18 protein-coding genes and 1 pseudogene are annotated in these 19,476 nt (G+C 68.3%); 10 read left to right on the top strand and 9 right to left on the bottom strand.

Features of this window, described 5'->3' with window-relative positions:
* Nucleotides 1-25: 25 nt before the first annotated feature.
* On the bottom strand, nt 26-550 hold the full coding sequence (locus tag MSP7336_RS02820; protein ID WP_069397431.1) for a mycothiol transferase: 525 nt from the start codon (nt 548-550) through the stop codon (nt 26-28).
* 58 nt (nt 551-608) lie between these two features.
* Here MSP7336_RS02820 and MSP7336_RS02825 point away from each other — a divergent pair, with 58 nt between their 5' ends.
* The gene (locus tag MSP7336_RS02825; protein WP_113963003.1) at nt 609-2,336 is read left to right on the top strand and encodes an N-acyl-D-amino-acid deacylase family protein; all 1,728 of its coding nucleotides are present in this window, start codon (nt 609-611) and stop codon (nt 2,334-2,336) included.
* A complete protein-coding gene (locus MSP7336_RS02830) occupies nt 2,333-2,725 on the top strand; it encodes a hypothetical protein (protein ID WP_069397429.1) in 393 nt (130 codons plus the stop codon). The genes MSP7336_RS02825 and MSP7336_RS02830 overlap by 4 nt, the downstream gene beginning before the upstream one ends.
* Before the next feature lie 31 nt (nt 2,726-2,756).
* On the opposite strand, the gene MSP7336_RS02835 is transcribed toward MSP7336_RS02830, so the two are convergent.
* Together MSP7336_RS02835 and groL are read right to left on the bottom strand one after the other, a co-directional pair.
* The gene (locus tag MSP7336_RS02835) at nt 2,757-3,614 is read right to left on the bottom strand and encodes a DUF559 domain-containing protein (protein ID WP_069397428.1); all 858 of its coding nucleotides are present in this window, start codon (nt 3,612-3,614) and stop codon (nt 2,757-2,759) included.
* Between the two features lie 160 nt (nt 3,615-3,774).
* A complete protein-coding gene (gene groL, locus MSP7336_RS02840; protein WP_069397427.1) occupies nt 3,775-5,397 on the bottom strand; it encodes a chaperonin GroEL in 1,623 nt (540 codons plus the stop codon).
* A gap of 241 nt (nt 5,398-5,638) precedes the next feature.
* On the opposite strand from groL, the pseudogene MSP7336_RS02845 reads away from it, so the two are divergent.
* Together MSP7336_RS02845 and MSP7336_RS02850 are read left to right on the top strand one after the other, a co-directional pair.
* Nucleotides 5,639-5,815, top strand: a pseudogene (locus tag MSP7336_RS02845) (cupin domain-containing protein); the annotation flags it as partial.
* Nucleotides 5,816-5,896: 81 nt separating this feature from the next.
* On the top strand, nt 5,897-7,549 hold the full coding sequence (locus MSP7336_RS02850) for a DEAD/DEAH box helicase (RefSeq protein WP_069397426.1): 1,653 nt from the start codon (nt 5,897-5,899) through the stop codon (nt 7,547-7,549).
* On the opposite strand, the gene MSP7336_RS02855 is transcribed toward MSP7336_RS02850, so the two are convergent.
* Together MSP7336_RS02855 and MSP7336_RS02860 are read right to left on the bottom strand one after the other, a co-directional pair.
* On the bottom strand, nt 7,511-8,923 hold the full coding sequence (locus MSP7336_RS02855; protein WP_113964745.1) for a PH domain-containing protein: 1,413 nt from the start codon (nt 8,921-8,923) through the stop codon (nt 7,511-7,513). The two genes, MSP7336_RS02850 and MSP7336_RS02855, sit on opposite strands and share 39 nt — an antisense overlap.
* Before the next feature lie 23 nt (nt 8,924-8,946).
* Nucleotides 8,947-9,429: a PH domain-containing protein gene (locus MSP7336_RS02860; RefSeq protein WP_113964744.1), complete on the bottom strand. Its 483-nt coding sequence runs from the start codon at nt 9,427-9,429 to the stop codon at nt 8,947-8,949.
* A 67-nt stretch (nt 9,430-9,496) separates the two neighbouring features.
* Between MSP7336_RS02860 and MSP7336_RS02865 the strand changes: the two genes are divergently transcribed.
* The 5 genes from MSP7336_RS02865 (at nt 9,497) to MSP7336_RS02885 (ending at nt 15,503) form a co-directional block, all read left to right on the top strand.
* Nucleotides 9,497-10,420: an SDR family NAD(P)-dependent oxidoreductase gene (locus MSP7336_RS02865; protein ID WP_069397425.1), complete on the top strand. Its 924-nt coding sequence runs from the start codon at nt 9,497-9,499 to the stop codon at nt 10,418-10,420.
* Entirely contained in the window at nt 10,420-11,646 is a 1,227-nt protein-coding gene (moeA, locus tag MSP7336_RS02870; protein ID WP_069397424.1) for a molybdopterin molybdotransferase MoeA, read from the top strand. The genes MSP7336_RS02865 and moeA overlap by 1 nt, the downstream gene beginning before the upstream one ends.
* 161 nt (nt 11,647-11,807) lie before the next feature.
* Nucleotides 11,808-12,509, top strand: a complete 702-nt coding sequence (locus MSP7336_RS02875; RefSeq protein ID WP_113963004.1) for a phosphatidylserine decarboxylase — start codon at nt 11,808-11,810, stop codon at nt 12,507-12,509.
* Nucleotides 12,506-13,360, top strand: coding sequence for a CDP-alcohol phosphatidyltransferase family protein (locus MSP7336_RS02880; RefSeq protein WP_069397423.1), 855 nt, complete (start codon nt 12,506-12,508; stop codon nt 13,358-13,360). Before MSP7336_RS02875 ends, MSP7336_RS02880 begins: the two co-directional genes overlap by 4 nt.
* Before the next feature lies 1 nt (nt 13,361).
* Complete coding sequence (locus MSP7336_RS02885) at nt 13,362-15,503, top strand: AAA family ATPase (RefSeq protein ID WP_113963005.1); 2,142 nt, start codon at nt 13,362-13,364, stop codon at nt 15,501-15,503.
* Here the strand turns inward: MSP7336_RS02885 and MSP7336_RS02890 are convergent.
* Nucleotides 15,477-16,103: a TetR/AcrR family transcriptional regulator gene (locus MSP7336_RS02890; protein WP_069397421.1), complete on the bottom strand. Its 627-nt coding sequence runs from the start codon at nt 16,101-16,103 to the stop codon at nt 15,477-15,479. The two genes, MSP7336_RS02885 and MSP7336_RS02890, sit on opposite strands and share 27 nt — an antisense overlap.
* A gap of 21 nt (nt 16,104-16,124) precedes the next feature.
* On the opposite strand from MSP7336_RS02890, the gene MSP7336_RS02895 reads away from it, so the two are divergent.
* Nucleotides 16,125-16,994: a DUF2867 domain-containing protein gene (locus tag MSP7336_RS02895; protein WP_113963006.1), complete on the top strand. Its 870-nt coding sequence runs from the start codon at nt 16,125-16,127 to the stop codon at nt 16,992-16,994.
* Here MSP7336_RS02895 and MSP7336_RS02900 read toward each other — a convergent pair.
* The 3 genes from MSP7336_RS02900 to sodC are packed head-to-tail and all read right to left on the bottom strand — an operon-like array spanning nt 16,892 to nt 19,378.
* Nucleotides 16,892-17,539: an LON peptidase substrate-binding domain-containing protein gene (locus MSP7336_RS02900; RefSeq protein WP_113963007.1), complete on the bottom strand. Its 648-nt coding sequence runs from the start codon at nt 17,537-17,539 to the stop codon at nt 16,892-16,894. The two genes, MSP7336_RS02895 and MSP7336_RS02900, sit on opposite strands and share 103 nt — an antisense overlap.
* 2 nt (nt 17,540-17,541) lie before the next feature.
* On the bottom strand, nt 17,542-18,687 hold the full coding sequence (locus MSP7336_RS02905) for a glutamate--cysteine ligase (protein WP_113963008.1): 1,146 nt from the start codon (nt 18,685-18,687) through the stop codon (nt 17,542-17,544).
* Nucleotides 18,668-19,378, bottom strand: a complete 711-nt coding sequence (gene sodC / locus MSP7336_RS02910) for a superoxide dismutase[Cu-Zn] (protein ID WP_113963009.1) — start codon at nt 19,376-19,378, stop codon at nt 18,668-18,670. The genes MSP7336_RS02905 and sodC overlap by 20 nt, the downstream gene beginning before the upstream one ends.
* Between the last annotated feature and the right edge of the window lie 98 nt (nt 19,379-19,476).

The following is a 19,476-nucleotide window of genomic DNA, read 5'->3' on the forward strand; positions in this document are numbered from 1 at the left end:
CTATCGACACGTGTCAAGTTCGGGCTCACGCCCTGCGATTCACGATCCCGAGGACATAGGCGGCCTGCCCGAGATGCTGCGCGCAGTCGTCGATGATGCTGACCAGCCGCGCGCTGGCGGTCACCGGCGGATCCCAGTTGGTGTCCACGATGCGGGCCAACTCCTCGGCGCTGATCTTCGCGACGTACTCGCAGGTGAACTCGTGCACGGCGTGGTAGTAGCCGGCGAGCAGATCCGCCGGCGCCTGCACCTTGGCCACATCGTCGGCGCTGTGCCCATAGCCGGTGTCGTTGCGCGGGAGATCCAGGCCGAAGCGGTCCACCCAGCCGTCGCGCGTCCACACCTGCTCCACCCCGGCAATGTCGGCAACTTGGAGGTCCTGCACCCGCGCGCTGTGCCAGATCAGCCAGGCGATGCTGTTGGCGTTCGGGCTGGGCCGATATTTGGACTGGTCATCGGTTAACCCGTCGGTGATTTCGTCGACGTGTTCGATCAGCCGGGTGAACGCGTCCCGAAGCAATTCCTGCGCCGCAGTATCGGTTTCAGCCATGCTGCCAAGCTACGCCCCGGCCTGGCCTCGGCCACCTGCGTAGTCGTAGATTATTTAGATGACCTACGACCTGGTGATCCGCAATGGCAGCATCGTCGACGGCCTGGGTGGTGAACCGTACGTCGGCGACGTCGGGGTGCGTGACGGGGTGATCGCCGCAGTCGGCACGGTCGACGGCACCGGCGAGCGGGAGATCGACGCCACCGGGCTGCTGGTCACTCCGGGCTTCGTCGACCTGCACACGCACTACGACGGTCAGGCGATCTGGTCGGACCGGCTGACGCCGTCGTCGGCGCATGGCGTGACGACCGTGGTGATGGGCAACTGCGGTGTGGGCTTCGCGCCGTGCCGCCACGAAGACCACGACGTACTCGTCGACGTGATGGCCGGCGTCGAGGACATTCCCGGGGTCGTGATGACCGATGGGCTGCCGTGGACCTGGGAGACCTTCGGCGAGTTCATGGACGCGTTGGACTCCGGCAAACGCGACATCGACGTGGCCGCCTATCTGCCGCACTCGCCGCTGCGGGTGTACGTGATGGGGCAACGCGGCGCCAACCGCGAGCCGGCGACCGCGGAGGATCTGGCGAAGATGCGGGCGCTGGCCAAGGAGGCGGTTGAGCTCGGTGCGCTGGGGTTCGCGTCATCGCGGCTGGGAACCCATCGCACCGAGGGTGGCCGGCAGATTCCCAGCTACGACGCGGCCTACAACGAGATCCTGGAGATCGGACGCGGTGTCGCCGAGGGTGGCGGCGGGCTGATCCAATTCGTGCCCGACATTCCGGCCGGCGGGTATCAGCCGGTGCTGCAGCAGGTGTTCGACGCCGCCGGCGAAGTCGGTCTGCCGGTGACGTTCACCCTGGTGGTCGGCAACTCCGGCGACCCGCTGTGGGAAGACGCGATCACCATGGTGGAGAAAGCCAACGGAGCCGGCGCCGATATCACCGCGCAGGTGTTGCCGCGGCCGATCGGGCTGATGATCGGCCTGAACCTGACCGTCAACCCGTTCATGTTGTATCCGAGCTACCGGGAGATCGCCGACTTGCCGTTGGCCGAGCGGGTCGCCCGGATGCGCACACCCGAAGTGCGGCAACGCATTCTGGCCGACAAGCCGACCGAGGCCGCGAAGAATCCGTTGTTCTACTTGGCGCAGGCCTGGGACTGGATCTTCCCGCTCGGCGACGACCCCGACTACGAGCCCGACGCGTCGAACAGCATCGCGGCCCGGGCCCGTGCGCGCGGAGTCTCGCCGCTGGAGGAGGCCTACGACCGCCTGCTCGACGACGACGGCCATGCGATCCTGCTCGGCGCGATGGCCAACTTCCAGAACAACTCGCTGAACACTGTCGGTGAGCTGATACGTCGTGACGACGTCGTGCTGGGCCTCGGCGACGGCGGCGCCCACTACGGAATGATCTGTGACGCAAGCTATTCCACGTATCTGCTCACCCATTGGGTGCGTGACCGGGCGTCCGGACGGCTCTCCGTGGGTGAGGCGGTGCGCGCGCTGACATCGGTGCCGGCCCGGGTGGCCGGGCTGGGCGATCGCGGACGAATCGCGGTGGGCTACAAGGCGGATCTCAACGTCATCGACCACGCGGCGCTGCGGCTGCACAAGCCGGTGATCACCCACGACCTGCCCGCCGGCGGGCGACGGCTGGACCAGACCGCCGACGGCTACGTGGCGACCATCGTGTCCGGTGAGGTGATCGCCCACAATGGCGTGCCCACTTCCGCGCGGCCGGGCAAGCTGGTCCGCGGACGTCAACCCGCGCCGGTCTCATGAGTGCGAAGAAGGTCGATCTCAAACGCCTGGCCGCGGCGTTGGGCGACTTCCCGTTTGCGTACCTGATCACCGTCGACGACGACTACCGCGCGCACACCGTGACCGTGGAACCAGTGCTGCGGGAAGGTGTCTTGGACGTCGGGTTGATCGGCGGGCGCACCACCAAGAACCTCGCCAATCGCCGCGACGCCACCCTGTTGTGGCCGCCGACTGAGCCAGGCGGCTACTCGCTGATCGTCGACGGCCACGCCGCGGTGACCGATGCCGATAACGACACCGTGCACCTGGAGATCACGCCCACGAAGGCTCTTCTGCATCGCAACGCAGACTCCCCCACCGCGGCCAAAGGGTGCCTACACGATTGCGTAGTGTTCAGCGAACCCGCGTAACGCGTAACGCATAACGCGCCGAGCGTGGGCCTTATGTACGGGATTTGGCCCGCCGTCGTCCATAGCCCCCACGCTCGGTGAGCTTCGCCCGGACGCGCTCGACGATGCAGTCCGGCCGGGACAGCATCGCTGCGCTCACCCTGATCACCGCCCAGCCGGCCGCTTCCAGCAATGCGATCCGCTCGATGTCCCACGCCCGCTGATACGGGTCGTCCCAGTGTTGTATTCCGTCATATTCGACCGCGACCTTCGGCTCCCGCCATCCCATGTCAACTCGGATATGCAGGTCCGGAAACTCGATCTGCGTCTCCGGTTTCGGCAAGCCCGCGCCCACCAATAGCAGCCGCACTCTGGTCTCCTGCGGCGACTCCGCGCCACCGTCGACCAACTTCAGTGCGGCCCGCAGCCGTCGGATGCCCCGCGTTCCGCGATGGCGGTCGGCCAACGCGGCCACGTCTGCGGGACTGATGCGCGTCGCGTTGAGCAACGCGTCGAGGATAGGCACCGCCTTCGCGACGGGCAGGGCGCAGCCGATGTCGAATGCGGTTCGCGCCGCGGTCGTTACGCGCATGCCCCGGATCGTGCGCACCTCGTCGCGGGCCAGCTGATAGCTGTGCACGACGATGCCGGGTTGAGAATGCCGGTCAGCGCGGATGATCTCTGCCGGCGCCGCATCGTCGAGCCATTTGGTGCCGAGCACCGCGGCGGCGGAGAGACCGGCCAAAGTCGCACCGGTCGACAGCCACGCCGCGTGAGCCTTGGTCGCCGCCGTCAGCTTCGCGTCCTTGGCGATATACACGTCACGAAACACCGCGCGGTATCGCGTGCGCAGTTGGCTGCGGGTGAGCGCACCGTTTTTGCGCGCCCGGCTGCCCAGAAACGGCTCCACACCGGCATATTCGGCTGCTGGCCGCGCAAATGTATGCGCCGAGCGTGGGGCCTGTGGACGAATTTTGCTGTGTGGACGTACTTATCCCCCACACTCGACGCGCCTGGATAGCGAAAAAGCCCGGTCTGCAAAGCAGACCGGGCTTTTTCGCGTGAAGGACTTAGAAGTCCATGCCGCCCATGTCGCCCGCACCGGGCGCAGCAGCTTTCTCCTTCTCCGGCTTGTCGGCGACGACGGCCTCGGTCGTCAGGAACAACCCGGCGATCGACGCGGCGTTCTGCAGCGCCGAGCGGGTGACTTTGACCGGGTCGGCAACGCCGGCCTTGAGCAGGTCCTCGTACTCACCGGTGGCGGCGTTGAGGCCGTGACCCGCCGGCAGGTTGCGCACCTTCTCGGCGACCACGCCGGGCTCCAGCCCGGAGTTGAACGCGATCTGCTTCAGCGGGGCCTCCAGCGCCACCTTGACGATGTTGGCACCGGTGGCCTCGTCACCGGAGAGCTTGAGCTCGTCGAGCGCCGGGGCCGCCTGCAGCAGCGTGACACCGCCACCGGCGACGATGCCCTCCTCGACAGCGGCCTTGGCGTTGCGCACCGCGTCCTCGATACGGTGCTTGCGCTCCTTGAGCTCCACCTCGGTGGCGGCACCGGCCTTGATCACCGCAACGCCGCCGGCCAGCTTGGCCAGCCGCTCCTGCAGCTTCTCGCGGTCGTAGTCGGAGTCGCTGTTCTCGATCTCCTGACGGATCTGGGCCACCCGCCCGGCGATGGCGTCGGTGTCACCGGCGCCCTCGACGATGGTGGTCTCGTCCTTGGTGACGACGACCTTGCGGGCCTTACCGAGCAGGCTCAGGTCGGCGTTCTCCAGCGTCAGGCCGACCTCTTCGCTGATCACCTGACCACCGGTGAGGATCGCCATGTCCTGCAGCATCGCCTTGCGGCGGTCACCGAAGCCGGGGGCCTTGACCGCCACCGACTTGAAGGTGCCGCGGATCTTGTTGACGACCAGGGTGCTCAAAGCCTCGCCCTCGACGTCCTCGGCGATGATCAGCAGCGGCTTGCCGGCCTGCATGACCTTCTCCAGCAGCGGCAGCAGGTCCTTGACCGTCGACACCTTGGAGCTGACCAGCAGGATGTAGGGCTCCTCGAGCACAGCCTCCTGACGCTCGGCGTCGGTGACGAAGTAACCCGAGATGTAGCCCTTGTCGAACCGCATACCCTCGGTGAGCTCGAGCTGCAGGCCGAAGGTGTTGGACTCCTCGACGGTGATGACGCCCTCGTTGCCGACCTTGTCCATCGCCTCGGCGATCAGGTCGCCGATCGACTGGTCACCGGCGGAGATGGCCGCCGTGGCCGCGATCTGCTCCTTGGTCTCGACTTCCTTGGCGCCCTTGAGCAAGGTCTCGGTGACCTTCTCAACGGCCTTCTCGATACCGCGTTTCAGGCTGAGCGGGTTGGCACCGGCCGCGACGTTGCGCAGCCCCTCGTGGACCAGCGCCTGGGCCAGCACGGTGGCGGTGGTGGTGCCGTCACCGGCGACGTCGTCGGTCTTCTTGGCGACTTCCTTGACCAGCTCGGCGCCGATCTTCTCGTAGGGGTCCTCCAGCTCGATCTCCTTGGCGATGGACACCCCATCGTTGGTGATCGTGGGAGCGCCCCACTTCTTCTCCAGGACGACGTTGCGGCCCTTGGGGCCCAACGTCACCTTTACCGCGTCGGCGAGGCTGTTTAGGCCCCGCTCGAGGCCGCGCCGGGCCTCTTCGTCGTACGCAATTGTCTTGGCCATTGCGAAGTGATTCCTCCGATTAGGGGATGACACGTCCTGGCCGGGTGCAGTGCCCGCGACGGACGACCGCGCTGAACTCGGTCTCACCGTCCCGACCTAGCACTCACCGGTCGCGAGTGCCAACTCATTCTTAGCACTCGCCCATTCCGAGTGCAAGAAATCTCACCGCAGCCTCAAAGAGGAACCGGAGGTCAGCGCATGGCTCAAGCGCACACCGCCGCATTCTTCGTGCCGTCCACGTCCCGCTCGGGGACTCCACGGTTTTCGCAACGAGGCCGACGCGCCGACTTCGATCTTGATGTTGTTTGCTCCGGGAGCGCCGCGCGAGGCCTACTTCGAGGGTTTTGCCGCGTCGGCCGACACGACCGACGACGAACGCCGGGAGTGGTTCATTCGCCACGGCAACTTCTTCGTCTGAGTACTTGCCCCGCTTTCCGGCTAAGATGTGCTGACCGATATCCTTGCGCTACAGTGCATCTCGACTAGAGGGGAGTTCCGGGTGCGGGCTAGTGAAGCGCCCAGCACCCGGACTTTACGGGGCTGGCAGCGACGGGCCTTGGTGCGCTACCTCAGCGCAAAGCCGCGTGATTTTCTGCTGGTCGCAACCCCCGGCGCGGGTAAGACGGCGTTTGCTCTGCGCATCGCCGCCGAGCTGTTGGCCGATCGCAGCGTCGAGACGATCACCGTCGTGGTGCCCACCGAGCACCTCAAGAACCAGTGGGCAGCGGCGGCGGCCGCCGACGGCATTGCCCTGGATCCCCGGTTCCGTAACAGTGCCGCACACACCTCCGCGGAGTACCACGGGATCGTCGTCACCTACGCCCAGGTGGCCCGTCACCCCACCCGTCATCGGGTGCGCACGGAAGCCAGGCGAACCCTGGTCATCTTCGACGAGATCCACCACGGCGGCGACGCCAAGAGCTGGGGTGAGGCGATCCTGGAGGCCTTCGGTGACGCCGCCCACCGGCTGGCGCTGACCGGCACACCGTTTCGCAGCGACGACGCCGCCATCCCGTTCGTGCGCTACGAACGCGACGGTGACGGCCTGCTGCGGTCGCAGGCCGATCACACCTACGGCTACAGCGAGGCACTGGCCGACGGGGTGGTGCGCCCGGTGGTGTTCCTGGCCTACTCCGGGGAGACCCGCTGGCGTGACAGCGCGGGCGAGGAGTACGCGGCGCGACTGGGGGAGCCATCCAGCGCCGAGCACACCGCGCGGGCGTGGCGTACCGCCCTGGACCCGGCCGGCGAATGGATGCCGGCCGTGATCGCCGCGGCCGACACCCGACTGCGCCAGCTGCGCGACGGCGGGGTCCCCGACGCGGGGGGCATGGTGATCGCGTCGGACCAGAAGGCCGCCCGCGCCTACGCCGTTCTGCTGGAGCGGATCACCGGCGAGGCGCCGACGGTGGTGCTCTCCGATGACCCCGGGTCCTCGGAGCGCATCGCGCAGTTCGCGGCCGGCACCAGCCGTTGGCTGGTCGCGGTGCGCATGGTGTCCGAGGGCGTCGACGTGCCGCGGCTGGCGGTCGGGGTGTACGCCACCAGCGCGTCCACGCCGCTGTTCTTCGCGCAGGCGATCGGCCGGTTTGTCCGGTCCCGGCGGGCGGGCGAGACCGCCAGCGTGTTCCTGCCGTCGGTGCCGTCGCTGCTGCTGCTCGCCAGCGAGTTGGAGGCCCAACGCGACCACGTGCTCGGCAAACCGCACCGCGACAACGACGACGAGCGGACCGCCGCGCAACGCCGCCGAAGTGAGCCGTCCGAAGACGGGTTCACCTCCCTGGGCGCCGACGCCGAGTTGGATCAGGTCATCTTCGACGGCGCGTCGTTCGGCACCGGCGGCGACGAGGCCGACTACCTCGGTATCCCCGGCCTGCTGGATCCCGAGCAGATGCGAGATCTGTTGCGGCGCCGCCAAGACGAGCAACTCGCCGCACGCGCCGTGAACGCCGAGCCGGTCACCCGGCACGGTCAACTGCGCGACCTGCGTCGCCAGCTGAACGCGTTGGTGTCGGCGGCACACCACCGAACGGGCAAGCCACACGGCTGGATTCACAATGAGCTCCGCCGCATCTGCGGCGGACCGCCGGTGGCCGCGGCGACAAGCGACCAGCTACTGGCCCGCATCGCGGCCGTGCGCGAGCTGTTCTGAGCGGATCGCCCACCCGCTGTCGGCGACCCAGGGCGATGCGGTCGCGGCGATCGACCACGCCAGCTCTTCGGGCACGTCGATCAGCGGGTAGCGCTTGACGCCGGCGGCGGTGGCCGCGACCAGGGTGGCCACCTTCGCACGGCGCTGCATCGGCGTCTGGCGCACCGTCCAGGCGACGATGCCCGCGGTAGCCAGGCAGTCGCGACGGCGCTCCAGGCTGCCCGCGCGCGCGACCAGCCACCGATCGTCCACCCGATGACCCAGTGAGCTCACCCGATCGGCGGCCAGCGGCACACACCAGAGAGCCACCGCGGCCCACGTCGCCCACAGCCAGGTCGGCGCGCCCACCACCGCGAGCGCCGCACCGGCCGCGGCCGGCAGCGCCAGCGCGCGGGTCCAGCGCCGCCGCGCCGCCCGCGGCCCGTGTCCACGCAGCGGACCGCGGACCACCCACGCGTTCTCGGGAGCACCGACCAGTTCGGTCAGCACCGACTCGGCCGTCGCGGTCGGACACGGCGGCAACAGCATCGACGACTCGCCCGCGCCGTGCACACCGGTCATCACCGCGTCCAGGCGGGCGCCGCCGAGCGCCCGCACCAGCAGCGGCTGGCGCAGCGTCCCGCCGCGCAGCCGGCTCATGTCGTAGGTGTGCTCGCGGACCCGCAGCAGCCCGTGCCGCAAATGCAGAAAACCCTCCCGGCGCACCAGAATCAGATCGCCGTAGGTCACCAAGGACCGCAGCACCGCCAACACCACTGAGACAGCCAGCAGCGCGACAACGATCGCCGGCAGACCGAACCGCGCAACCGTATCCGACCCGAACTCGCCCAGCCTTGCGCCCAAGCCGGTCTGATACACCGCGCCCGCTGCGGCGGCGATCGTCAGCAACCCGGACAGGCTCAACGGCGCATACCGCAGCCAGGACGGTTGCCAGCGCGCCAGCACGGTGTCCTGCGCGGGGTGATCGGGCTGCGCGGATTCGGCCAACAGGATGGCGCGCAACCGCGGCACCTGTGAAACCTCGACGGCATCAAGCTCGAAAGCGTTGTCGCCCTGTGCTTCTCGCCCGGTACTCACCCGCAGCACAGTCAGCCCCAACAAGCGATGCAGCAACCTGGCATCCGTCTGCACTGAGCGAATCCTGTTGCGTGGCAACGACAAAACGCTTCGTCGCAGTATCCCCGTACGGAGCTGCACCTCGTCCGGCTCGATGCGATAAGTGGTGGTGAACCAGCGCGCCACCCCGAGCAGCACGGTCACCACCAGCGCCGCCACGGTCCAAAACGGATTGCCGGTAGTGGATCCCAGCACGACGGCGCCGATCAGCAGCGGCAGCTGGCGCAGGAGTTCATGGACCGGGTGCACCAACAGCATCCGCGGACTCAGCCGCTGCCAGCTCACGTGGCGTCCTCTGCCCCGATTGCGGCGATGTCGGTCAGCTGCGCGACGACCTGGTCGGCCACCGCCGAGTCCAGCGCGACGATCCGCACAGCCCCCGCCGACGACGCGGTGGTCACCGTGACGTTGGCCAACCCGAACAGCCGATCCAACGGGCCACGGTAGGTGTCGACGGTCTGCACCCGGGAGATCGGCGCGATGCGGCGTTCCTGCACCAGCCAACCGGTGCGGGTGTACACCGCCTTCGGCCCGATCTCCCAGCGGTGCACCCGATACCGCCAAAACGGCACGACGCCGACGGCGATCACCAGGCCGACAACGGTGACCGCCGCGCACACGCCGTGCAACCACAGCAGCCGGGAATCGGCCACGAACCACAACAGCTGTGCTGCGGCCACCACCAGCCAGGGGATCGCGCCGCCCACGGCCCACAGCAGCGGGGCGTTACGACTCGGCGGGTTGGCCGGTTCGGCCATGGTCATGCCGTCGTGCACAGCATTGAGGATGCCACCCGACGTCGTTGACACCGTGTCGGTATGGTTTGGCGCCATGGGTTCTAACCGCAAATGGTCACACGCCGACATGCCCGACCAGAGCGGCCGGATCGCCATCGTCACCGGCGCCAACACCGGCCTTGGCTACCACACCGCCGCGATGCTGGCCCAGCGTGGCGCGCACGTCGTGCTGGCGGTGCGCAACCTGGAGAAGGGCAACGCCGCGCTGGCGCGCATCGTCGCTGCCGACCCCAAGGCCGACGTCACGCTGACCCAACTCGACCTGAGCTCGCTGGACTCGGTGCGCCGCACCGCCGACGCGCTGCGCGCCAACTACCCGCGCATCGACCTGTTGATCAACAACGCCGGCGTGATGTACACGCCCAAACAGGTCACCGCCGACGGATTCGAAATGCAGTTCGGCACCAACCATCTCGGCCACTTCGCATTGACCGGGCTGCTGCTCGACCACCTGCTGGGCGTCCGTGGTTCGCGGGTGGTGACCGTCAGCAGCACGGGTCACCGCATCCGCGCCGCCATCCACTTCGACGACCTGCAGTGGGAGCGTCGCTACGACCGGGTCGCTGCCTACGGGCAGTCGAAACTGGCCAACCTGCTGTTCACCTACGAGCTGCAGCGCCAGCTGGCCGCCGCGCAGAAGAACACCATCGCCGTCGCCGCCCACCCCGGCCTTTCCAATACCGAACTCGCACGCAATGTGCCCGGGATTTTCAAGCCCGCGGTCAACGTGTTCTGGGCGGTGATGTCGCAGAGTGCGGCGATGGGTGCGCTGCCCACCCTGCGCGCCGCCACCGATCCCGACGTCAAGGGCGGCCAGTACTACGGCCCGGACGGCATCGGCGAGCAGCGCGGCCACCCCAAGGTGGTGTCCTCCAGCGCACAGTCGCACAACGAGGAACTGCAGCGGCGGCTGTGGGCGGTCTCCGAAGAACTCACCGGCGTCCACTACCCGCTCTGATGCGGTCCGTCGAGGAACATCAGCGCATCGTCGCCGGGCTGATCACTGCCCGGCCCGCCGGCACCGCCGAACTCGTCGACGCCGAGCGTCTGGTGCTGGCCGACGACATCCAGGCCACCGTGTCGCTACCGGTGTTCGACAACTCCGCGATGGACGGCTACGCGGTACGCGCCGACGATGTCGCCGCGGCGAGCACCGAAAACCCGGTGAAACTTCCTGTCGCCGAAGACATTCCGGCCGGACGCACCGACATCCCCACCCTCGAGCCCGGTACCGCGCACCGGATCATGACCGGAGCGCCGATACCGGCCGGGGCGACGGCGGTGGTGCCGGTGGAAGCCACCGACGGTGGCACCGACGTCGTGACGATCACCGCCGGCAGCCCGCAGGGACGCCACATCCGTCACGCCGGCGAGGACGTCGCCGCGGGCACCACCGTGTTGCGCGCCGGTCAGGTGGTCACCCCGGCGGTGGTCGGGCTGGCCGCGGCGTTGGGCCGCCATGAGCTGCCGGTGATTCCGCGTCAACGGGTGCTGGTGGTTTCCACCGGATCGGAGCTGGTGTCGCCGGGCACGCCGCTGCGGCCGGGGCAGATCTACGAGTCCAACTCCGTCATGCTGGCCGCCGCCGTCCGCGACGCCGGTGCCGACGTGGTCGCCACCGCGGCCGTCAGCGACGACGTCGCGGAGTTCGCCGCGGTGCTGGACCGCTACACCGCTGATGCGGATCTGATCATCACCAGCGGCGGGGTCAGCGCCGGCGCCTACGAAGTGGTCAAGGACGCGTTCGGCCGCGACGGCGACCAGGGGGTGGAATTCGTCAAGGTGGCGATGCAGCCCGGCATGCCGCAGGGCATCGGCCGAGTGGCCGGGACCCCGATCGTCACCCTGCCGGGCAACCCGGTAAGCGCGCTGGTGTCCTTCGAGGTGTTCATCCGCCCGGCGCTGCGTACCGCGATGGGCCTGCCGGACGCGCACCGGCCCCGACGATCCGCGGTGCTCACCGAACAGTTGACCTCACCGCGCGGTCGCCGGCAGTTCCGCCGCGGGGTGTTCGACGCCGACGCCGGCACGGTCACCAGCTGGGGCCCGCCGGCATCGCACCATCTGCGGTGGTTCGCGTCGGCGAACTGCCTGCTGGACATCCCCGAGGACGTCCAGGAGATACCGGTCGGATCCGAGCTGCAGATCTGGGACCTGCGCCCGGCGACGATGCAGAGCGCGTAGCGCGATGAGAAGGAGCCGGGCAATTCACCGCCCGGCGACGATGCAGAGCGCGTAGCGCGATGAGGAGGAGCCGGGCAATTCACCGCCCGGCGACGATGCAGAGCGCGTAGCGCGATGAGGAGGAGCCGGGCAATTAACCAAGCGCTCCGTAAGATGACCGCGTGGCACGACGCCCCTCTGACGGCCTGACCGGGCCCCAACGCCTGGTGGCGTTGCTGCGCTCGACGGTTCCGCCGGTGCACCCGGCCGGGCTGCCGTTCATCTCGGCAGGTCTCGTGCTGGCGGTGGCCGGACGGCGTTCGCGCTGGCTGCGCCGGACCGGTCTGCTGGCCGCGGGCGCCTGCGCCGGGTTCTTCCGCCACCCGCGGCGGGTGCCGCCCGATCGTCCCGGTGTGGTCGTCGCACCCGCCGACGGTCTGGTCTGCGCCGTCGATACGGCCGCTCCGCCAGCCGAACTCGGCCTTGCCGACACCCCGCTGCCGCGGGTCAGCATCTTCTTGTCATTGTTGGATGCGCACGTGCAGCGCTCCCCGGTCAGCGGCGAGGTGCTCGCCGTGCAACACCGGCCGGGCCGCTTCGGGTCGGCCGATCTGGCGGCGGCCAGCGACGACAACGAACGCACCAGCATGCGGATCCGCACCGACGACGGCACCGAAGTCATCGCCGTACAGATCGCCGGGCTGTTGGCCCGGCGCATCGTCTGCGATGCCCATGTCGGCGACAAGCTGTCGATCGGTGACACCTACGGCCTGATCCGATTCGGGTCGCGGCTGGACACCTACCTGCCCGCCGGGACGGTGCCGTTGGTCGCCGTCGGGCAACGGGCGGTCGCCGGCGAAACGGTGTTGGCCGAACTGCGATGACCACCAAAGCGCGTGGCCGCCGAGCCGTCAACCTGCGAATCCTGCCCAGCTCGATGAGCGTGCTGGCCATCTGCGCGGGTCTGACCTCGATCCGGTTCGCGTTGGAGGCCCAGCCGCACACCGCGATGGCACTGATCGCCGCGGCAGCCATCCTCGACGGGCTCGACGGGCGGGTGGCGCGCATCCTGGACGCCGAGTCGCGCATGGGCGAGGAGATCGATTCACTGGCCGACGCGGTGAATTTCGGGGTGGCGCCCGCAGTGGTGGTGTACGTGTCGCTGCTGTCGTCGCTGCCGGCCGGCTGGGTGGCGGTGTTGCTGTACGCGGTGTGCATTGTGTTGCGGCTGGCCAGATTCAACGCCTTGCTCGACGACGCCACGCTGCCGCCCTACGAGCGCGAATTCTTCGTCGGTATGCCCGCGCCGGCGGGAGCGATCGCCGCACTCGGCCCGCTGGCCGCCAAACTCCAGTTCGGCGTTGGCTGGTGGAGCTCACCGTGGTTCGTGTGCGCCTGGTTGGCCTGGTGCTCGATACTCGTCGTCAGCCGGCTGCCGATGAAGAAGATGCACGCGGTGTCGGTGCCGCCGAATTTCGCGGCGCTCCTGCTGGCGGCGTTGGCGATCGTCGCCGCCGCAGCGTTTCTGTTCCCGTACATCCTGGTGATGGTGGCCATCGCGGCCTACCTGGCCTACATCCCGTTCTCGGTGCGCAGCCATCGCTGGCTGGCCGAGCATCCCGAGGTATGGGGCGAGCGACCCAAAGAACGCCGCGCCGTGCGCCGAGCCATTCGCCGGGCCCAGCCGAACCGTCGGTCGATGGCCCGGCTGGGGCTGCGTAAACCAGGAGGCTGAGGTGTCTCGCCCGCAACTGACGTTGGTCGCACGGCTGAACACGTCGGCCGCCGACTCGCGCCGCGGTGTGGTCCGGTTACATTCCAATGCCATTGCCGCCCTGGGCATTCGGGAGTGGGACGCGGTGTCGCTGCTGGGGTCGCGGACGACGGCGGCGGTGGCTGGCGTGGCCGGACCGGACACGCCGGTGGGCACGATACTGCTGGACGACGTGACGCTGTCCAACGCCGGGGTGCGCGAAGGCACCTCGGTGATCGTCAGCGCCGTGGCGGTGTACGGAGCGCGGTTGGTGACGTTGAGCGGTTCGAAGCTGACCACCCAGTCGGTCGCGCCGGCCACGCTGCGGCAGGCGCTGCTGGGCAAGGTGATGATGGTCGGCGACGCGGTGTCACTGCTGCCGCGCGACCTGGGTCCGGGCACGTCGACGTCGGATGCCACCCGGGCGCTGGCCTCGGCGGTGGGGGTCAGCTGGACCTCAGAGTTGTTGTCCGTCACCGGCGTCGACCCACCCGGACCGGTCAGCGTGCAGCCCAATTCCCTGGTGACCTGGGGCACCGGCGCTCCGCCGGCACCGCGCCCGGTGCTGACCCCGACCGTCGGCGTCGACGCGTTCGACGCCTCGGGTCCGCAGGCCGCCAAACTGACCGAATGGCTCAAACTCGCTCTCGACGAGCCGCATCTGCTGGAGTCACTGGGCGCGAGCAGCCACCTCGGCGTGCTGGTATCGGGGCCGCTCGGCGTCGGCAAGAGCACCATGGTGCGGGCGGTGTGCGCCGGCCGGCGGCTGGTCGAGCTCGACGGTCCCGAGGTCGGCGCGCTGGCCGCTGAGGATCGGTTGAAGACGGTCACCTCTGCGGCCGCGACGATTCGAGACGGCGGCGGCGTACTGCTGATCACCGACGTCGACGCGCTGCTGCCGGCCGACGCCGAACCGGTCGCCACCTTGATCCTGGCCGAACTACGCAGCGCGGTGGCCACACCGGGCGTGGCGTTTATCGCCACCTCGGCGGTGCCGGAGAACCTGGACATCCGGCTGCGGGCGCCCGACCTGTGCGACCGCGAACTGGGACTCAGCCTTCCGGATGCCGCTCACCGCAGTGTTCTGCTGCGTTCGCTGCTGCGGCGGGCTCCGACCACTGATCTGGACCTGGATGAAATAGCGGCTCGCACACCTGGATTCGTCGTCGCCGATTTGGCCGCCCTGGTACGGGAGGCCGCGTTGCGTGCGGCGTCGCGGGCCAGCGCCGACGGCGAGTCGCCGACCCTGGCCCAGGAAGATCTGCTCGGTGCGCTCACGGTGATCCGGCCGCTGTCCCGCTCGGGCGGGGCCGAGCCCACAATGGGTGATGTCTGCCTGGACGATGTCGGAGACATGGCAGCCACCAAGCAGGCACTGACCGAATCCGTGCTGTGGCCGCTGCACCATCCGGACACCTTCGAACGGCTCGGTGTCGAACCACCGCGCGGCGTGCTGCTTTACGGCCCACCGGGTTGCGGCAAGACGTTTCTGGTCCGCGCGCTGGCCAGCACCGGCCAGCTGAGCGTGCACGCGGTCAAGGGCTCTGAGCTGATGGACAAATGGGTCGGCAGCAGCGAGCGAGCCGTTCGTGACCTGTTCCGCAGAGCTCGCGATTCGGCGCCGTCGCTGGTGTTCCTCGACGAGATCGACGCGCTGGCGCCGCGGCGCGGCCAGAGTTTCGACTCCGGCGTCACCGACAAAGTCGTCGCCATGCTGCTCACCGAGCTCGACGGCATCGACCAATTGCGCGACGTCGTCGTCATCGGGGCAACCAACCGGCCCGACCTGATCGACCCTGCGTTGCTGCGGCCCGGCCGGCTGGAACGGCTGGTGTTCGTCGAACCGCCCGACGCGGCCGCCCGCCACGACATTCTGCGCACCGTCGGCAAATCGATGCCGCTGCACAGCGATGTCGACTTGCAGGTGCTGGCGGCGGACCTGGACGGATACAGTGCCGCCGATTGTGCGGCGCTGCTGCGCGAGGCTGCGTTGGCCGCCATGCGACGCAGTATCGACGCGCTCGACATCACCGCTGCCGACGTGGCGGCGGCCCGCGAAACCGTCCGTCCCTCACTGGATCCCGCGCAAGTCGCGGCGCTACGTGCCTACGCCGCGACGCGGTGAGCGTTTTCGGCTCGGCTGGAAGCTAGTCAGTAACGCACGGGCCGCGGCGGCGACATCGTCTTCCAGCCAGGCAGGAAGTGGGTCGTCGTGAGCGTGGCGCCGAACAACGGCATAGGGCAGGTCGGCGACCGCCCTGGCGACGGCGTCGACGCAGCGCGGATCGCTGCTGCCGTACAGCTGTCGCGCCAGTGTGCGCAGCCGCTCCAACAGCGGTGCGTTCATCGCGGACAGGGTCTTCTGGAACGCCGCGTCGGGTTCGCCGTCGAGCAGGTCGCCCGGCCGGATTGTCAGCAGTAGCCGGGCGTCTTCGGGAAGCTCGCGGGTGAAGCTGATCGCCGCGACAGCCATCGCGACGGCCAACTCCAGCGGGGGGCCGGACGTTTCGGCCATCGCCCGCGCCTGGAACCGCTCGAGTGCGCGCAGCCAGGCCGCGGTCACGATCCCGTTGCGATTGCCGAACCGGTGATACAGCGTCCCGGCCGGCGCGCCACTGGCCTTCGCGATCGCGGCCACGCTGGCCGCGCGCGGGCCTTCGTCGAGCACAACTGAGCGCGCTGCGTCGAGGATCACATCGGTCTGGTGCTTCCGCGGAGGTGCCACGATCTAGTACAGTCCTTCTATATGGAACGATTATCCTATATCGACGACCATGCCATAACGATCGACGCGTCTGCGGCAGAAACGTGGTCCGCACTGCTGCGGGTGATGTGCCGCGACGCAACCGACCCATCGACGGTTCCGGTGGGGTTCGCCCTCGCCGAAGCCACGCCGCCGACCCGGCTGGCGTTGAAAGGACGCCACCCGTTCGCGGTCTACCGCTGGATATTCGAATTGGATCCCGAAGGCCCACAGCACACCCGGGTGCGATCGCAAACCTGGGCGGCGTTCCCACATCTGCGCGGCAAGGTCTACCGTGCACTGGTCATCGGCACCGGGGCACACCGCGCCGTGGTGCGCCGGACGCTGCGGCGCGTTGCGGCGGCGGCGATTCCCGAGGCCGATTACCTCGACACCTTCGAAGTCCCCATCCGCCCCGGCGACGTGCGCACCGCCGAGCAAGCATTCCATGATGGTTTGGGGGGCACACCCGGCGTGCTGGGAAATCCGGTCGGATGGGTCCACCGGCACGTGCTGAGATTCCGGTTGGATTCCCACAACTCGGCTAACTCCGCGATCGGTTGGACGATCATGCGTTCAGATCACGACGAGTTCGTGCTGGCGGCCGACGGACCGCTGATGCACGGCGAGCTGACGTTGCGGCGTGCGGGCGGCCGGCGGGCGGTGCTGATCACCCGTCTGCACTATCACCACAAGCTCACCGCCCGGATGGTTTGGGCGCTGGTGGGTCCGCTGCACCGGGCTATCGCGCCGCGATTGATACAGCGCGGTCATTCGGACAACTGGAATTCCACCATTGCGCTGACGGATTCGACCGCTTCGCGCACTGCGATCAGCCGGTCGGCCGCCGACGGCGCCGCAAGCACACTGTAGCGGTCGGCCTGACCCATCGGGACTCGAGAAGCCAACGCGTACAACCGCTCTCCCGCGTCGTCAGGACCCGAGCCCAAAAGCACCTCGCGGCCCGGCAGGAATCGGGCGCCGCGGGCGGTGGCGATCCGCTCGAACAACGCCATCACCTGGTCTTCGATTTCACGGATCTGGGCACCGGTCACCGCATCGCCTGGCTCGTCGGGCCAGCCCTGCACAACAGCCCGCGGATAGGGATCGTCGGGCAGCCACTCGCACACCCGGATCCGTTCGCCCATTCGGCAGCGCAGAGTGAACCTACCCGAGCCGACGTCGACGCATTCACTGATCGCGGCCACCGCACCCACGTCACAGCGGGTGTCACCACCACCGACCTCGCGGCCGCGGGAGATCAGCACCACACCGAACCGAGGATCCGGACTGCCCATGCAGTCGCGCACCAGCGCGGTGTAACGCGGCTCGAAGATGCGCAGCGGCAGCTCTTCTCCCGGCAGAAAAGCCGATTCGAGCGGAAACATCGCCAGCTCAACGGCTTCCGACGCAGACATGCTCAGATTTCCAGCTCGCCGACCAACGAGTCGACAACGGCGCGCAGGTCTCCGTCGTTTTCCTCGGCGACTCTGCGCTGGCGCTGATAAGAAGCCCCAGTTCTCCAGATGTCGGGCACCGCGGCGAGCTCGTCGGCGCAGTGCAGTGACTTGGCAACCGGCTCCAGCTGGTTCAGCACGTCGGGCAAATCGTCGGTCACCAGGCGCTCGTTGCTGTCGGCGTCGAGGATGATCACCGCATCCAGGCCGTAACGGGCCGCCCGCCACTTGTTTTCCTGGACATGCCAGGGCGGCATGGTGGGCAACGTCTCACCGGCGTCGAGCCGACGGTCCAGGTCGACCACCAGGCAGTGCGTCAGCGCTACCAGGGCGGCAAGCTCATGCAGATTGGTCACCCCGTCGCAGATCCGCACCTCCAACGTCCCGTTTTGCGGTGAAGGCCGGATGTCCCAACGGATTTCGTTGAGATGGTCGATGATGCCGGTCTTCTTCTGGTCGTGCACGAACTTCTCGAACTGCCGCCAAGTCTGGAATTGAAACGGCAACCCGGCGGTGGGCAGTTGCTGAAACATCATCGCCCGATTGCTCGGATAGCCGGTGTCCTCACCGGCCCACCACGGCGACGATGCCGACAGCGCAAGCAGATGCGGGTAGTAATTGAGCAGCGACGACATGATCGGCATCACCTTGTGCGCCGAGGACAGCCCGACGTGCACATGTACTCCCCAGATCAGCATCTGGCGGCCCCACCACTGGGTGCGCTTGATCAGCTCCGCGTAACGCGGTGCGTCGGTGAGCTTTTGAGCAGACCAACGCGCGAACGGGTGACCGCCCGCGCTGAACAGCTGCATGCCTTGGTTCTGCACGATTTGTCGCACGGTGCCCAGCGTGCCGCGAAGATCGTCCATCGCCTCGGCGGTGCAGTCACAGATGCCGCTGACGATTTCGACCGTGTTGCGCAGCAATTCCTTGTGGACACGGGGGTTTTTGCCGATCTCGTCCATGACTTCGGCGGCCTCGTTGCTCAGGTCCCGGGTTTGCGCGTCGACGAGCGCGAACTCCCATTCCACCCCGAGCGTCGGCTTTGACGAGCCGGCGAAATCCACCCGCTCGGCTGCTCTGCTGCTCCTAACCGCCGTGGATGACACCGCACGCCACGCGCTTTCCCGCGTCGCCGGTGGACATCGTGGTCGCGTCAGGACCGGGCGTGCCGTTGATCTGGGTGTAGCGCTCAGGCGGAATGTTGCCGAAATTGTCCGGCCCGGCGTGGATGACGATCGCAGAGCCGTCACCGGATATCAGATCGTCCCTGGTGAAGGCATCGGTGGTGGTGACCAGCAGCGCCTCACCGTTTTTGCGGACTTGCAGCGACGTCAGGTCGCCGCTCTCGGGATTGCCGGTGTGACCGGGCGCCTGGTAATGGCCGCCGGCGGAGTTGAAGTTGCCCGGCGGGCCCCCGGTCGGGGCGACAGAGTCGGGTTCGCATTTGCCGACCGAGTGGATGTGCACGCCGTGAAATCCCGGCGACAGGTGACCGGGGCCGGTCGTCTCGATGGTGACCGTCACATAGCCCTTGTCGAACTCGAACTTCGCCGTCGCAACGTCGACACCTTCCGGCGACTTGAGGTGGGTGGTCAGGCTCTCCGATGCACCGGGACCAGCCTCGGGCGCCTTGCCCGTCGGCGCCGGCGCTCCGGTCCACACCGGCGGCGTGGTACCCGGCGAGGTGGCCGGTTGCTCGTGCGGCGGCGAGCACGCACTCAGCAACGCCACGGGGGCGACCAGTGCTCCTAATGCGATGGCGTCGACGGCTTTGCGGCTCAGGGCTGGCTTGGGCATAACGGGCATAGGGGAAAGACTATCCCGGCGACGATGCGGCCGGGAAACGGCCGAGGTGGGGGTCCCCCGCTTTGCGGGGGAGAGCGGGATCATCAGAT

It is taken from the genome of Mycobacterium shimoidei, assembly GCF_900417275.1.
Classification (GTDB): domain Bacteria; phylum Actinomycetota; class Actinomycetes; order Mycobacteriales; family Mycobacteriaceae; genus Mycobacterium; species Mycobacterium shimoidei.

Excerpts from the sequence above, each read along its gene's own strand:
- groL (WP_069397427.1), bottom strand. The coding sequence starts at position 5,397 with ATGGCCAAGACAATTGCGTACGACGAAGAGGCCCGGCGCGGCCTCGAG.
- MSP7336_RS02865 (WP_069397425.1), top strand. The coding sequence starts at position 9,497 with ATGGGTTCTAACCGCAAATGGTCACACGCCGACATGCCCGACCAGAGC.
- moeA (WP_069397424.1), top strand. The coding sequence starts at position 10,420 with ATGCGGTCCGTCGAGGAACATCAGCGCATCGTCGCCGGGCTGATCACT.
- MSP7336_RS02855 (WP_113964745.1), bottom strand. The coding sequence starts at position 8,923 with ATGCTGTTGGTGCACCCGGTCCATGAACTCCTGCGCCAGCTGCCGCTG.
- MSP7336_RS02880 (WP_069397423.1), top strand. The coding sequence starts at position 12,506 with ATGACCACCAAAGCGCGTGGCCGCCGAGCCGTCAACCTGCGAATCCTG.
- MSP7336_RS02830 (WP_069397429.1), top strand. The coding sequence starts at position 2,333 with ATGAGTGCGAAGAAGGTCGATCTCAAACGCCTGGCCGCGGCGTTGGGC.
- MSP7336_RS02900 (WP_113963007.1), bottom strand. The coding sequence starts at position 17,539 with ATGTCTGCGTCGGAAGCCGTTGAGCTGGCGATGTTTCCGCTCGAATCG.
- MSP7336_RS02895 (WP_113963006.1), top strand. The coding sequence starts at position 16,125 with ATGGAACGATTATCCTATATCGACGACCATGCCATAACGATCGACGCG.
- MSP7336_RS02860 (WP_113964744.1), bottom strand. The coding sequence starts at position 9,429 with ATGACCATGGCCGAACCGGCCAACCCGCCGAGTCGTAACGCCCCGCTG.
- MSP7336_RS02825 (WP_113963003.1), top strand. The coding sequence starts at position 609 with ATGACCTACGACCTGGTGATCCGCAATGGCAGCATCGTCGACGGCCTG.
- sodC (WP_113963009.1), bottom strand. The coding sequence starts at position 19,378 with ATGCCCAAGCCAGCCCTGAGCCGCAAAGCCGTCGACGCCATCGCATTA.
- MSP7336_RS02820 (WP_069397431.1), bottom strand. The coding sequence starts at position 550 with ATGGCTGAAACCGATACTGCGGCGCAGGAATTGCTTCGGGACGCGTTC.